The sequence below is a fragment of the Terrabacter koreensis genome, from assembly GCF_054783315.1.
In genome coordinates this window covers 66,211-80,476 of sequence record NZ_BAAGQU010000002.1, presented here as the reverse complement: position 1 = coordinate 80,476, position 14,266 = coordinate 66,211, and the positions used below count along the sequence as shown (strand labels likewise).

The following is a 14,266-nucleotide window of genomic DNA, read 5'->3' as shown; positions in this document are numbered from 1 at the left end:
AGGGTGGCTACGGGGCGTCCACGGGGGCGAGTCCGAGACGGGGTCGGTCTAGCTCGATGACGACCTCGGCCGCGGGGTCGGCGTTCAGCAGCGCCGCCGCCCACGCCGCCCCTGACACGTGCGTCAGCACGTAGGTCGAGCGCGGCCACGCCGCGTGCTCAGGGGGTACGCTCTCGGCTGGGTCGCCGGAGACGCCGGGGTCGGCGGCGCGCCCACGGCGTGCACCGAGCGCCGAGCGGAGAAGGGTCCGGGCCCGCGTCCGGACGGAGGGACCCTCGGCGGATGCGTCCCGGGCACCGTAGCCGTTGCGAGGCAGGTCGTCGAGGAACGCGTGCGGCTCGACGATCCTGGCGACACCGCTCAGGAGCTCGCGCACGCCCGCGTCGGCCGTCACGACCGAGACGGGGAGGTCGGCCCGCGCGGCGGCCTCCGACTCCGCCTCGATGGCGTACCGGCGCCAGCCCGACGCGGAGAGCAGCGTCACCGGCCCCGAGTCCGCCACCGGACGCGACGGCTGCTCAGCGGTGGCGGCCGTCGAAATGGCGGCGACGGAGCCGGACTCGCGCCCCGGCTCCAGTCCGTAGAGTGCCGCGAGCTCACGGGTGACGGCCGCGGTGCCGTAGCGCCGGTCGAGCTCGGCCCGGCCGCCGTCGAGGTCGAGGTCGCCGAGACGCTCCTCGAGATCCAGCACCGCTTCGGCCAGTTCGTCGGGGTCGTCGCTGACGTCGATGAAGCGACCCACCCGGTCGGCCACCCCCGCCAGTGCCTCCTCCGGGCCACCGCTGCGCGTGACCACCACGGGCAGGCCGGCGGCCACGGCCTCAGGCACGACGAGGTGAAACGTCTCGTGGGTGCTCGGTGCCAGCAGCACGTCGTGCTCTGGCAGGGCGGCGAGGAACTCGGCGTGCCCGACGTTGCCGTGGAAGGTGACCCGGTCGTCCAGGCCCGCGTCGGAGACTCTGGCGCGCAGAGCCGGCTCCAGTGGTCCGCTGCCGAACAGGTCGAGGCGTGCACCGGGGCGGCCGAGGGCGAAGCGGCAGAAGGCCTCTGTGAGCCGCGTGACGCCCTTGCGCTCGATGAGGCCACCACCGAAGACCCAGCGGTCCAGCGACCCGGGCGGGCTGGTGCGCCGAAACTCTGGCTGGAAGTTCACCGGGTTGGGCACGACCACCACCGTGTCGGCGTGCTGCGGGAAGACCTCGACAATCTGCCGCCGCACGACGTCACTGACGCAGGTGAGCCGATGGGCCGCGCCGAGGACCTCGTCGTAGAGGTCGCGACCCAGGTCGGAGGCGAGCACGTCGGCAAGCCCGGTCGAGTGTTCGGTGACGACGAGCCGCGCGTCGGGGTGCTTGAGCCGGGCCCCGACCAGACCGCCGAGGTAGCCGACGTGACCGTGCACCAGCGGGCTCTCGTCCAGCCCGACGGCATACCTCCGGGCCGCCTCGACGGCAGCGAGAGCGCGCTGGGGCACGTCCCAGCCGCTCGTGATCACCGTCGGCACCCGCGTGATGGGGCCGCACCGCCCGGTGACGTCGAACCCGCCCCGCCGTGCCACGGTGCCGAACACCCGATCGGTGTCAGCTGCCCACTTCGCGACGTTGGCCTCGGTGCCGCCCGGCCACTCCTCGGAGTGGTAGACGTGCACGCCGTCGAGCAAGCGCCTGCCGAGCGCCGACCAGTCTGCGACGAAGCTGCCCCCCACCGGGTTGTACGGGGTGGGGTACCACGGCGTGGAGACGGCCAGATCGGGGGCCTGCCTGGCTGGGCGCATGGCTCAGCCGACGCCTACGGAGCCGAAGCGCGCCGATGCGAAGCCGGCGGGGTCGAGAACGCGTCGGCCGTCGACGACCGTGCGCACCTCGGGGAAGGACTCGTCGGTTAGCTCGGCGTACTCGCGGTGGTCGGTCTGGACGACGACCACATCGACAGGGTCGCCGTAGTGGAAGGGCTTGAAGCCCATGGTGCCGAGCTCGTCGTCGGTGTAGAGCGGGTCGTGGACCACCACGTCGGCACCTGCCTCGCGCAGCGCGTCGACCGTGGGAAAGACACCCGAGAACGCCGTCTCCTTGACCCCGCCGCGGTAGCTCGCACCGAGTACCGCGACGCGGGCGCCCTCGAGGCCGCCGTGCAGGCGGGCCGCCATCTCGACGGTGTACTGCGGCATGCCGGCATTGGCGGCGCGGGCCGCGCTTACGACCGTGGCCTCGGGATCGGTCCAGAGGTAGAGGCGCGGATAGATCGGGATGCAGTGACCGCCGACGGCGATCCCCGGCCGATGGATGTGGCTGTAGGGCTGCGAGTTGCTCGCCTCGATGACTTGGAACACGTCGATGCCGTGCTGACCGGCGAAGCGGGCGAACTGGTTGGCGAGCCCGATGTTCACGTCGCGGTAGGTGGTCTCGGCCAGCTTGGCCATCTCGGCCGCCTCGGCCGAACCGAGATCCCAGACACCGTTCGGGCGCTGCAGGTCAGGCCGGTCGTCGAACTCGAGAACGGCCTCGTAGAACTCTGTGGCCCGGGCCGCGCCCTCGGGCGTGAGACCACCCACCAGCTTCGGGTACTTGCGCAGGTCGGCGAAGACGCGCCCCGTCAGCACGCGCTCAGGCGAGAAGACGAGGTGGAAGTCCGAGCCCTCGATGAGGCCGGAGACCTCCTCGAGCATGGGCTTCCAGCGACCACGCGTCGTACCCACCGGCAGGGTGGTCTCGAAGGAGACCAGGGTGCCCGGGCGCAGACCGCGACCGATGTCGCGGGTGGCGGAGTCCATCCAGGCGAAGTCGGGCACGCCCTCGGCGTCGACGAAGAGAGGCACGACGACGACCACGGCATCGGACTCGGCCACCGCGGCGGCGGTGTCGGTGGTCGCACGCAGACGGCCGTCGGCCACCACGGCGGCGAGCTTCTCGTCGAGCTGGTGCTCGCCGGGGAACGGCTCGCGTCCCTGGTTGACGTGGTCGACGACCGATGCGTTCACGTCGGAGCCGATGACCTCGTGGCCCCGGTCGGCGAACTGGACGGCGAGCGGCAGCCCGATCTTCCCGAGCGCAACAACCGTGATCTTCAATTGACTTCCTTACTCGTCGCGCCCTTGGTGCTGGCGTTCTTGTGGCGTCGGCGTGACGCCTTCAGCTCGGCGTAGACGTCCTTGGCCCCCGCCACGGGCCGCCTACGCATAGTGATGATGGCGTCGCCGACGCGGCGTGCGGGGGCGTTGCCCAGCTCCCGCACCGTTCGTCGACTCTGGTCGAGCTCGCCCTGGAGCCGGCGCACCTGCTCACCGAGCGAGTCGGCCCTGGTCTGAAGGTCGGCGGCGTTCTTCCGCGCCTCGGTCAGCTGCTGCTCCAGCTCGGTCACGCGTGCGGCGTTCTCGGCATCGCGGGCGACCCGGCGCTCGTGTTCGGCGCGGCTGACGAGGTCGCCCAGCGCCCACTCCCAGGTGATGCGCCGGACGCGCACGGGATCATGCTGCTGCTGGCCCCGGACACCGACCACGGCCGTGTGCCGGTTGTAGACCTGCTCGAGCGAAGTCACCTGGACGAGATCGAGCTGTGCCTGCGTCAGGGACTGCACGATCTTGCCCAGCGGCACGGCCGCGGCTGTCCCCGGCACGACGATTACCACGGTCGTGCCGTCGGGCAGGTGGTTGAGGTCGTCCCACGGGTCGCGCGACGCCATGCCAGCGTCGACAAGCACAAGATCGTCGGCCGAGACGCCACCGGACTCCAGGGGCACGGTCTCGTACTTCCGGAACCCGGCGTAGTCCTCGTCGCAGAGGACCCGGACGCTGCGGTCGGCGCGCCGATGACGGTTGATCAGCTCGGGCAGGAGCACTATCTGGTCCTCTCGAACGTGTGGAAGCCACCAAGGTTGCCGCGGAAGCGGTACGCAGAGAAACCTTCGTACTGGAAGCCCAGAGGCTCCAGCTGCTCGCGGTAGAGGTCTGAGCCCCGCGTGACCTGGTACTCGCCCCACACCTTCTCGCCAGCGTGCTCGTGGTCGGCGATGACCAGCCGCCCACCGGAGCGCGTGAGCGCCGCGAGGTTGCGGACGCTTGCGGCCCACATCTCGTCCTGCGTGACGTGGAAGAGCACGTCGACTGCGACCACAGCGTCGTAGAGGTAAGGCGGCGCCCACTCGTGGAGGGTGGCGACGGCATACGAGTCGAGAACCGTGGCCTCGCGGGTCGCCTTCTCGGCCTCCGCAATGGCATTGGCGCTCGAGTCGATGCCGTCGACGCGGTAGCCGCACCGGGCCAGCGCCCGCGTGAACCAGCCCTTGCCGCAGCCTGCATCGAGGACGCGCACCGGCGCCGACGGGTCGCTGTCGGGCTCGAGGATGTCGAGCAGCCTTCCAAGGCGGACGGCGTAAAAGGCCTCGTTCGCGTGGTAGCCGAAGCTCACGTCTCCCCCGGACAGGAAGGCGTCAAGGTCGTGGTGCCGTCGGTCCCAGTAGCCGACCACCTCGTCGTGTTCGAGGAGACGCTGCGCCTCTGGGGCCGTCACCTGCTCGGGTCGAGTCTGCTCTGACATCACAGGTCACGCGCTCTCAGATCGGCCACGATCCTCGCAGCGGTGTCGCCAACGCCGTAGGGCGCGGCGTCGGTCTCCTGCGGAGCAGGCGCGAGCAGAGCGTTGGCGAGCTCTTGTGGGGACTCGCAGAGCGTGTTCCACCCGAGGTCGACGGTCTCGACCCACTCGGTCTCGGTTCGCACGGTGAAGCAGGGGCGGCGCAGCAGGAACGCCTCCTTCTGCAGCCCGCCGCTGTCGGTGATCACACCGGCGCTGCCGACGACGGCTCCGATCATCTGCGGGTAGGCGACCGGTTCGCAGACGACGATCGAGCCTTGGTCAAGCCGTATGCCGGAGCGCTGCGCTCGGTCGCGCAGGCGTGGGTGCGCCAGCAACGCCACCGGGTGGGGTGCACGGGCGAGAGCCTCGATGATGTCGGGAAGCCGTTCAGGGTCGTCGGTGTTCTCGGCCCGGTGAATCGTCGCGACGTAGTAGGGCGCCGTGACGTCGATGCTGTCGGGGAGCTCGATCGGCTGCCCGGCGACCCGGTCGCGCACGGCATACGTCACCTCGGTCTTGATGTCGCCGACGTTCACCGACAGCCCGGCGAGTCCCTCGGAGGCGAGCTGCCGCATGGCGACCTCTGTGGGCGCGTAGAGGATCGACGCCGCGTGGTCGGTCATGACCCGGTTGATCTCTTCCGGCATGCGACGGTTGAACGACCGCAGCCCGGCCTCGACGTGGGCGACGGGGATGTGCATCTTCACGGCGGCCAACGCGCCCGCGAGGGTGGAGTTGGTGTCACCGAAGACGACGACAACGTCCGGCTTCTCGTGGTCGAGGATCGGGTCGAGCGCGGCCAGGATGCCGCCCGTCTGGATGCCGTGGGTGCTCGACCCGACACCCAACGAGATGTCCGGCTCGGGCACGCCGAGGTCCTCGAAGAAGACGTCGGACATCATCCGGTCGTAGTGCTGGCCAGTGTGGACGATGACGTGTTGGTCGACGCCGTCGGCCAAGGCCCATGCGAGCGGCGCCACCTGGATGAACTCGGGTCGGGCGCCGACGATCGTCAGGATCTTCATGTGAGTCCTCCGGTCTGATGGGTGCGTACCTCGAGGTCGATGCCTTCCGGCGACCGCAAGCATGAGGTGAACCCCGTCAGGTCGTCGTAGACGTCGAGGAGCTCTCGCTCTTGTCCCTGCCAGGAGTAGCGTTCGGCGACCGCGGCGATCGTGTCTTCGGCGGGTGGGCTCTTGCGCACGCGCTCCACGGCCGCGACGAGCGACTCGGCATCACCGCTTGTGAAGACCTCGCCCACCTGGTTGGAGCGGACGAAGTCGGCCATCAGCCGCGCGTCGGACACCACCAGGGGCAGCCCGGCGTGCAGGTACTCGAACAGCTTGTTGGGCATCGCCTGGTCGTGGTTGGGCGACCCGCCGGGCATCGGGTGCACGGCGACGTCGGCTCCCCCGAGGAACGTCGGGATGTCGTGGGGCGGCACCGGACCGGTCACGTGGACGCGCTGTCCCGCACCGACCTCGATGGCCCGCGCCAGGAGAGCGGGCACCGACGGGTGTGGGTGGGGGACGGCGACGATGACCAGGTGCACGTCGTCCAGACGTCCCAGCGCTTCGACGAGCGTCTCGAGGCCCCGGGCGCCGCTGATGCCGCCGCTGTAGACGAGCAGGGGGGTGTCGGCGTCGAGTCCGCAGACATCCCGAACGGTGCTGACCTTGGTGCGCTCCATCCGCACCGGCACATTGAGCACGACGCTCGGTCGGCGCGCCAGACGGTAGCGGTCATGCAGCTCGTCGGCGATCGGTTCGGAAACGGTCAGCACGCGGTCCATGCTCTTGATCGTCTCGGTCTCCTGTCGCACGAGCACCGCGTGGCGTCGCGGGCTGCCCTGCTCGCCCTTCGGGATGCCGGCGAAGTTCTCACGCGCGTCGTAGACGACGTGGCACGAGTGGCCGTCGGCCCGCCGACGACGCGCCGCGCGTATGGCGGTGTGCAGGATGAACGGGTGGTGAGCGTGGATCACGTCCGGTTTCAGGCGGTCCAGAACCGGCGCGAATGCATCTGCGTAGTCACGGATCTCGGGTAGGACGCCGTGCGTCGTCGCGAGGAGGTCGCTCTCGCGGCGTCGCTCGTCGAACTCGCGCCACGACTTCTTGACGGCCTTGTTGAGCCGGTCCTGAGCGCGCCAGCGCGACCGCATTGTGGTCAGTTCGATCTTGGTCAAGGCGGCTTGGCCCCTGACCACCGCCCATTTCGCTCCGTTGACCACGCCCTGACCCGTCGGCGAGACGTCGGCACGCAGCCGCGCGGCCTTGGCCCGACGCCGGCGCAGCGCCTGCTTGCGCTCGGCCAAGCGCGTCACGTAGGACTCGGGTTCCTCCGTGGTGATCACGCGCGGCGCGGCTTGGCGCCGAACGACGATGCGCCGGTTCGCCGCGTCCCGGTGGCGGGTGCTCACCGGCACCGGGACGACGGTCACGTCGCCCATCGTCTGGGTCGTCTCGTCCGCGCCGGTCGCCACAGGAGAGAGGATGACGACGTCATAGCCCCCACGGGAGAGCGTCGCCGCGATCTTCTTGGCGCGGGTGTCCCGGTCGAGTGGCATGGGCCGAAAGAGCACGACCCGCGGAGCCGGCGCCGCGGCCGGCTCTTGGGTCGGATCCGTCACGACTTCCCTTCGAGCGCGATGGTGGTACCGGTTGCCGCAGATTCGATGCAAGCCTCCGCCACCCGAACGGTCGCGGTGCCCTGCTCCATGGTCACGATGTCGGCCTCCTTGCCCAGCACCGCGTCACGGAAGTTCTCGTGCTCGACGCGAAGCGGCTCGGGCTTGGAGATGGCGTAGCGGACAACGTCGCCTTCGGTGACGCCGCGGAACTGCGCGATATCGGACCACGTAGTCGCGACCTCCCCGTTGGCATACCAGGTCAGGTCCGCCGTAAGGGTGTCGGCCACGAGGGCGCCGCGCTCACCGGTGATGATGGTAACGCGCTCCTTGAGCGGCGACAGCCAGTTGACGAGGTGGTTCGTCACGGTGCCGTTGCTCAGCTGGCCGACGACGGCAACGAGGTCTTCGTACTGTCGCCCGGACTTGTGGGCTGTGCGCGCGGCGACCGACGTGAAGGTCTGCTGGGTCACCCAGGCAGTGAGGTCTATGTCATGGGTGCCCAGGTCCTTGACGACACCGACGTCGGCGATGCGCGCGGGGAACGGACCCTGACGTCGCGTCTGCACCTGGTAGACGTCGCCGAGCTCGCCCGCCTCGAGGCGCGCCCGAGCCTGCTGAAGGGCGGGGTTGTACCGCTCGATGTGGCCAGTGGCGCCCACGAGCCCGGCGTCGGCGAACGCCTTTGCCAGTCGCTCCGCCGAGGGGGTGTCCTGGGCGAGCGGCTTCTCGATCATGGCGTGGACGCCCGCTGCCGCCAGCGCCAAGCCGATGGGCTCGTGATAGATGGTCGGGACCGCCACCATGCAGTAGTCGATGCCCTGCTCGATCAGCTGTTCGACCGTCTCGAAGACCGGACGACCTCCTGCCACCTTGTGCACGTCGCCGCCGGGGTCGGCCACTGCCACCAGGTCGACGCCATCGAGGGACCCGAGGACGCGGGCGTGGTGGCGCCCCATCATCCCCAGACCGATGAGGCCTGCGCGAAGGTTAGCCACGCTCACGCACCTGCCTTGGCGAGGGCGTTCACCGCGGTGGCGATGCGCTCGAGGTCGTTCTGGGACAGCGAGGGGTGGACCGGCAGCGACAGGCACTCGAGCGCCGCACGCTCGGTCTCGGGGAGGTCGACCTCCACCTGGAAGGGCTTCAGCCGGTGGTTCGGGACCGGGTAGAACATTCCGGAACCGATGTTGTACTCCTCGCGCAGGGCGGCCGAGAATCCGTCACGGTCCTGCGGGACACGCACGGTGTACTGGTGGTAGACGTGCACCGCCCCTTCAGCGACAGGCGGAGTCACGACACCCTCGAGGTTCGCGTCGAGGAAGGCGGCGTTGTCCTGACGGGCCCTGGTCCAGGCGTCGACCTTGGTCAGCTGCACGCGACCGATCGCGGCGTGGATGTCGGTCATGCGGTTGTTCAGGCCGACGACCTCGTTGTGGTACTGCTTCTCCATCCCCTGGTTGCGGTAGAGGCGCATGAGCCGCTCGACCTCGGCATTGGCGACAGACACCATGCCACCCTCGCCCGAGGTCATGTTCTTGGTCGGGTAGAGGGAGAACATCGCGAAGGAACCGAAGGCGCCGACGGGCGTGCCATTGAGCGAGGCGCCGTGCGCCTGGGCCGCGTCCTCGAAGACCTGGATGCCGTGCTTGTCGGCGATGGCCATGATCTGGTCCATCTTGGCCGGGTGCCCGTAGAGGTGCACAGGCATGACGCCGACGGTGCGCTCGGTGATTGAGGCCTCGATCGCGGCGGGCGAGAGGCAGAAGTCGTCGGCGTCGATGTCGGCGAAGACGGGGGTAGCCCCCGTGAGCGCCACGGAGTTGGCGGTAGCGGCGAAGGTGAACGAGGGGACGATGACCTCGTCACCGGCCTGAACGCCCGAGGAGAGCAGACCGAGGTGCTGTCCGGAGGTGCCGCTGTTGACCGCGACGCATGCACGGCCGAGCTTGAAGTGCTCGGAGAACTCCTCCTCGAACGCCTTGACCTCGGGTCCCTGGGCCAGCATTCCGCTGCGCAGGACCCGGTCGACGGCAGCGCGCTCCTCGTCGCCGATGAGCGGCTTTGCCGGGGGGATGAACTCGGTCATTACTGTGCTTCCTCCATCAGGGAGTCGTCGTGCTCCACGTAGGCTTGGCCGGTCTGGGGACAGATCCACCGTCCCTCGCCTGCGTCCTCGAGGGGGACTCCGGCGCGGCCGACCCACCTTATCCGACGTGCCGGGACCCCAGCGACCAAGGCGAAGGCGGGCACGTCCTTGGTCACCACCGAACCGGCTGCTACCAGAGCCCATCTGCCGATGGTCACTGGCGCGACACAGACCGCCCGGGCACCTATCGACGCACCGTCCTCCACGGTGACACCAACCGCCTCCCAGTCGTCGACGCGCTTGAGCTTGCCGTCCGGGTCGACGGAGCGGGGGAAGTGATCGTTGGTGAAGACGACTGCCGGGCCCACGAAGACCCCATGGCCGAGCACGGCCGGCTCGTAGACCAAGGCGTAGTTCTGCAGCTTGCAGTTGTCGCCCATGCGGACGCCGGTGCCGACGTAGGCACCACGCCCGACGATGCAGTTCTCCCCCAGCACGGCGTTCTCGCGCACCTGGGCGAGGTGCCACACCGATGATCCGTCACCGATCGTGGCCTCCGGCGAGACGTCTGCGCTGTCCTGGACCCTGATGCCCACGATGAACCTTCCTGTTGATTCCGACCCGTCGAACGTGCGCCTCGGGGCGTGACGGGTTCCATCCTGCCAGCCCCCGCGGGTGCCCCGTCCGGCGGTGTTCTGCGTCCGGGCCGCAACCGCGGTCGGCCCGACGTGGCATAGTGGCCGCGCCCTCCGACGCCGGCCACGAAGGACGAGGTATGCCGCCCGCACCCACCCAGCCACACGTCCTCTACGTCGCGTGGGGCTTTCCCCCGGCCCGCAGCGGCGGCGTCTACCGAGCCCTGGCCACGGCGAACGCGTTCGCACGCAGTGGTTTTCGGGTGACGGTGCTGACGGCCGAACGCGAGGTGTTCGAGCAGCACACGGGTGTCGACCCGTCGATGGAGGCTCTCGTCGACGAACGGGTCCGCGTGCTCCGGGTGCCCTTCTCGTGGCCGTACCCGGTCAAGGACCGCGCCCTATGGAGTGGGCCTAGGCGCCTGGCGCCGCGGGTCTGGTGGCGGGCCCGGGTGCTGCTTGACCAGGTCCCTTTCCCGGAAAAGGTGTACGGGCCCTGGCGCCGGCGGATCGAGCGGGCGGCCGCAGACCTGCACCGTCGTGAGCCGGTCGACCTCGTGGTGGCCACCGCCAACCCCAATGTCGCGTTTGCCGTCGCCCGTCACCTCCACCGACGGCACGGCGTCCCCTACGTCATGGACTACCGGGACGCCTGGCTGCTCGATGTCTTCACCGGGCGTCAGGTGCATGCCGAGCGGTCGCGCAGCGCACTCCTCGAACGTTCTCTCGTCCGCGCGGCTCGGGAGATCTGGTTCGTGAACGAGCCGATCCGCGCCTGGCACGCACACCGCTACCCCGACGCGAGCGAACGCATGCACGTCGTAGCCAACGGCGCGGACCCCGACTTCGCTCCCCTGCCGCGCACGGTGCCCTCGGGTGCCCGTCCGCTGACCTTCGGCTACATCGGGACCGTGAGCTCCAAAGTTCCCGTCGAGCCGTTCCTCGCGGGGTGGCGCCTGGCGCGCGCGGAGGGCGGAGCCCTGGCCGGCGCGAGGGCCCGGATCCACGGCTACCTGGGGTTCCACTCGACACCGTCGCCGGAGCTCGAAGCCCTGGTCGCGCGTCACGCCGACGTCGGAGTCAGCTACGAGGGGCCGCTCGCGAAGGGAGAGGTGCGGGCCGCCTACGAGCAGTTTGATGCGTTGCTCCTCATTCTCGGCAGCGGCGCCTACGTCACCTCGGGCAAGGTCTACGAGTACCTTTCCAGCGGGCTGCCCATCGTGTCGGTCCACGACCCCGGGAACGCCGCCAGCGAGGTGCTGGACGGCTATCCTCTCTGGTTCCCCGTGACCGACCTTGCGCCCGAGTCCGTCGCCTTCGCAATCCGTGCTGCCGCTGAGGCCGCCCGCAGCGCGCCCCCGGAGGTGCGAGCGGCGTGCGCCGACTTCGGCCGACGACACCTGCGGGACGTCCAGCTCCAGCCGCGCATCGTGGCCCTGCGCGCCGGCATGCTCGATCGAGGCGAGCAGGGTCGCTCCCGGTACGCGCCGGACTAGTACACCGGGCCCACGACACCCGTCCTAGTGCACCCGGTCTCGGACGAGGTCGCGGATCGCGCCGGTGACGGTGGCGTACTCGGCCGACCACAGGTCGGCCTCGGCACGAAAGACTGACGACCGCTGGCGCAGGGCTGCCAGCTCGTCCGGGCACTCGGCCCAGCGGCGCAGCACCTCCGAGGTGGCCGCACCCGTGGTCCCCCCCGTTGGCACGACCGCGCCCACGGAGTACTGCTCCACGAAGGCCCGCTGCCGAGGAAGGTCGGTGACCACGACCGGCAGCCCGGAGGCGACGTACTCGTAGAGCTTGCTCGGCATAGCGGCGCGGAAAGCAGGAGTGTCGTCAAGCAGGACAAGGCCGCAGGCGGCGCCGGCGGCAAGCTTCCACGCCTCGCGTGGCGGTCGGCGGCCGTGGAAGGTGATCCTGCCGCCGAGCCCGTTCGCGTCCAGACGGTCGCGGAGCGATGCCTCGAACGAGTCGCCGACAGGCCCGACGACGTCGAGCCGCCACCCCGGCGCGGAGTCGACGGCGTCGAGCATTGACCACAGCCCGCGGCTCGGCCGCACATCGCCGACGTAGAGGGCGCGCAGCGGGTCCGAGGGCTCTTGGGGTTCGGGAAGCATCCCCGGGTAGGGCAGGTTACGGAGCACGAGCCGCTGCTCGGCGTCCACGGGCGGGACGTGCGTGTCGGCGACGACCACGAGGTCCGCCTGTCGGGCAGCCCGCGTGGCCAGGCCCGCCACCGCGGCACCAGCCGCACCGACGGCTCCGCGGGCCCAGGACCGGTCACGCAGCAGGGCCGCGTAGTCCTCGTGCACGTCCGCCACGACGACGCTCCGCCGCAGCCGCCCGGCCGCCAAGGCGGCCAGCAGCGAGTCGGGGTCAAGGGCGAGCAGGACGCGCCCACGGGCGCGGAGGGCATACTCCCCCGCGAGCCGGGCCCGGCCGAGCGACCGGGGACGCGGCCGCGTGACGACCTGCACTCCGCGAGGAGCGTCGGCAGCCGAGCCTAGTCCGAGCAGCTCGACGGTGAGACCCACGTCGCCCAGCGCCGCGCACCACCGGTGGATGCGGGCGTCGGCGACGTCGTGCCCGCTGGTGACGACACTGACGTCCGGGGCAGGGCTCACGCCGCCCGGCCGTGCGGAGCTCAGAGGTCCTCGAGAACCATGGCGGTGTGGCCGACGTGGACGAACTCCTGGTAGGCCGTGACGACCTTCTCGGGGGTGTCGTGCATCATCAGCTTGCCCTTGTGCAGCCAGATGGCGTCGTTGCACAGCTCCTTGACGGAGGCGAGCGAGTGGGTGACGAGGAACATGGCGCGAGCGCTGGTGCGTAGCTCGTCCATCTTCTCCGCAGCCTTGGTCTTGAAGGTCGCGTCTCCGGCCGACAGAGCCTCGTCGATCATCAGGATGTCGGGGTCCATGTGCACGGCAACGGCGAAGGCCAGGCGGCTGTACATGCCGGACGAGTAGGTGCGCATGGGAGCGTGGATGAACTCCTCCAGGCCCGCGAACTCAGTCACCGTGTCAGCGCGTGCCTCAACCTCCTTGCGGGAAAGCCCGCTGGCCAGCCCGCCGAGGATGATGTTCTCGCGACCGCTCAGGCTGTTGTTGAAGCCGACGCCCAAGGCGAGGAGCGGGGTGATCCGACCATGCACCTCGATGCGGCCGCTGGTAGGCGGCAGGATGCCGGCAAGGGCTCGCATCAGCGTCGACTTGCCGGCGCCGTTGTTGCCGATGATCCCTAGTGACGTCCCTACAGGGACTTCGAACGAGACGTCGTCGACCGCGTGGATCTCCTTGAGGGCGCGTTCGCCGCGGCCAAAACGAGTAATGGCGCCCTTGAACGTGGGCACCCGCTCCATCGTGGTGCGATAAGTGATGGAGAGGTTCTCGACCTTGACGGCGATGGACCCGCGGTCATGCGATGCGGACAGCGAACTCACGCTCCCTTGACATGAAGTAGAAGGACCCGATGGCGAGCATGGCCACCGACCAGATGGCGGCCGTCGCCCAGACGGAAAGATCGGGCACATGACCCTCGGTCAGGGCCTCGGTGTAGCCGCCGAGCAGCGTGTACAGCGGGTTGAACGGCGCCAGTGACGCGAAGCGGTTGCCCTCGATGGAGTCGATAAGCCAGAGCACGGGCGACGCGTACAGCCAGATGCGGTTGAAGTACGGCAGGAAGCTCGTCGCATCGCGGAAGTACACCTGGACGGTTGCGAAGAATGCCGCGATGCCGAGGCTGAAGATGACGAGCATGAAGAGGAATGCGAGCGCCGAGAGCGTGCCGAGGTTCCACGGGTTCCCTGCCAGCAGGTGGAAGAACAGGTAGACCGGGACCGTGGGAAGGAAACGGAAGAACGCGGTGCGGACCGCGGCGAACGGCATCAGCAGGCGCGGGAACGACGTGTTGAGCAGCAACTTGCCGCCCCCGACGATCGACTGCGCGCCGGCCATCATCGCGTTCGAGACGAAGTAGAACGCGAACAGGCCCGCGGTGAGCCTCGAGAAGTACTCCATCTGGCCCAGGCCGCCGGGCGTGCGGCCGCCGCTCAGGACGTTCACGAGGAAGAAGTACACGCCGGCCAGCAGAAGCGGGTTGAGGATCATCCACATCTGGCCGAAGACGGTGAGGGTGTTCTCCGACCGCAGGCTGGCCTTTGAGCTCTCGGCAGCGAACTCCCGCCGGCGCCACAGCTCCCTGACATACGGCAGGATCGGCGGGATGCCCGCGCGGTGCGGCTCGTAGACGTGCACAACTGGCGTGAACTCGTCGGGTCGGCCGGTCTCGGCCGTCCGCTGCTGCTCGTTCATCGTCCTCGCTTTCTGGGTCACCGGGCTGC

13 protein-coding genes are annotated in these 14,266 nt (G+C 69.6%); 1 reads left to right on the top strand and 12 read right to left on the bottom strand.

Annotation, left to right across the window (positions count from 1 at the left end; genetic code table 11):
- Positions 1-7: 7 nt before the first annotated feature.
- From ACYVNR_RS00730 to ACYVNR_RS00690, 9 genes are read right to left on the bottom strand one after another with little or no spacing between them, the layout of a single operon-like run.
- The gene (locus ACYVNR_RS00730; RefSeq protein ID WP_461045861.1) at positions 8-1,774 is read right to left on the bottom strand and encodes a glycosyltransferase; all 1,767 of its coding nucleotides are present in this window, start codon (positions 1,772-1,774) and stop codon (positions 8-10) included.
- Positions 1,775-1,777: 3 nt separating this feature from the next.
- On the bottom strand, positions 1,778-3,067 hold the full coding sequence (locus ACYVNR_RS00725) for a nucleotide sugar dehydrogenase (RefSeq protein ID WP_461045859.1): 1,290 nt from the start codon (positions 3,065-3,067) through the stop codon (positions 1,778-1,780).
- Positions 3,064-3,834 (bottom strand): hypothetical protein, encoded by a 771-nt coding sequence (locus ACYVNR_RS00720; protein ID WP_461045857.1) that lies wholly within the window; start codon positions 3,832-3,834, stop codon positions 3,064-3,066. Before ACYVNR_RS00720 ends, ACYVNR_RS00725 begins: the two co-directional genes overlap by 4 nt.
- The gene (locus ACYVNR_RS00715; protein WP_461045855.1) at positions 3,834-4,532 is read right to left on the bottom strand and encodes a class I SAM-dependent methyltransferase; all 699 of its coding nucleotides are present in this window, start codon (positions 4,530-4,532) and stop codon (positions 3,834-3,836) included. Before ACYVNR_RS00715 ends, ACYVNR_RS00720 begins: the two co-directional genes overlap by 1 nt.
- Positions 4,532-5,596 (bottom strand): non-hydrolyzing UDP-N-acetylglucosamine 2-epimerase, encoded by a 1,065-nt coding sequence (gene wecB, locus ACYVNR_RS00710; protein WP_461045853.1) that lies wholly within the window; start codon positions 5,594-5,596, stop codon positions 4,532-4,534. The genes ACYVNR_RS00715 and wecB overlap by 1 nt, the downstream gene beginning before the upstream one ends.
- The gene (locus ACYVNR_RS00705; RefSeq protein ID WP_461045851.1) at positions 5,593-7,137 is read right to left on the bottom strand and encodes a glycosyltransferase family 4 protein; all 1,545 of its coding nucleotides are present in this window, start codon (positions 7,135-7,137) and stop codon (positions 5,593-5,595) included. The genes wecB and ACYVNR_RS00705 overlap by 4 nt, the downstream gene beginning before the upstream one ends.
- 59 nt (positions 7,138-7,196) lie before the next feature.
- A complete protein-coding gene (locus ACYVNR_RS00700; RefSeq protein ID WP_461045849.1) occupies positions 7,197-8,195 on the bottom strand; it encodes a Gfo/Idh/MocA family protein in 999 nt (332 codons plus the stop codon).
- Between the two features lie 2 nt (positions 8,196-8,197).
- A complete protein-coding gene (locus tag ACYVNR_RS00695) occupies positions 8,198-9,286 on the bottom strand; it encodes a DegT/DnrJ/EryC1/StrS family aminotransferase (RefSeq protein ID WP_461045847.1) in 1,089 nt (362 codons plus the stop codon).
- Positions 9,286-9,882, bottom strand: a complete 597-nt coding sequence (locus tag ACYVNR_RS00690; RefSeq protein ID WP_461045845.1) for an acyltransferase — start codon at positions 9,880-9,882, stop codon at positions 9,286-9,288. Before ACYVNR_RS00690 ends, ACYVNR_RS00695 begins: the two co-directional genes overlap by 1 nt.
- Before the next feature lie 179 nt (positions 9,883-10,061).
- On the opposite strand from ACYVNR_RS00690, the gene ACYVNR_RS00685 reads away from it, so the two are divergent.
- Positions 10,062-11,417 carry a glycosyltransferase family protein gene (locus ACYVNR_RS00685; RefSeq protein WP_461045843.1) on the top strand — a complete coding sequence of 452 codons (1,356 nt, stop codon included), beginning with the start codon at positions 10,062-10,064 and terminating at the stop codon, positions 11,415-11,417.
- 24 nt (positions 11,418-11,441) lie between these two features.
- Here ACYVNR_RS00685 and ACYVNR_RS00680 read toward each other — a convergent pair whose 3' ends face one another.
- From ACYVNR_RS00680 to ACYVNR_RS00670, 3 genes are read right to left on the bottom strand one after another with little or no spacing between them, the layout of a single operon-like run.
- Complete coding sequence (locus ACYVNR_RS00680) at positions 11,442-12,548, bottom strand: glycosyltransferase (RefSeq protein ID WP_461045841.1); 1,107 nt, start codon at positions 12,546-12,548, stop codon at positions 11,442-11,444.
- A gap of 20 nt (positions 12,549-12,568) precedes the next feature.
- Positions 12,569-13,366 carry an ABC transporter ATP-binding protein gene (locus ACYVNR_RS00675; protein ID WP_461045839.1) on the bottom strand — a complete coding sequence of 266 codons (798 nt, stop codon included), beginning with the start codon at positions 13,364-13,366 and terminating at the stop codon, positions 12,569-12,571.
- Complete coding sequence (locus tag ACYVNR_RS00670) at positions 13,341-14,237, bottom strand: ABC transporter permease (RefSeq protein ID WP_461045836.1); 897 nt, start codon at positions 14,235-14,237, stop codon at positions 13,341-13,343. The genes ACYVNR_RS00675 and ACYVNR_RS00670 overlap by 26 nt, the downstream gene beginning before the upstream one ends.
- Between the last annotated feature and the right edge of the window lie 29 nt (positions 14,238-14,266).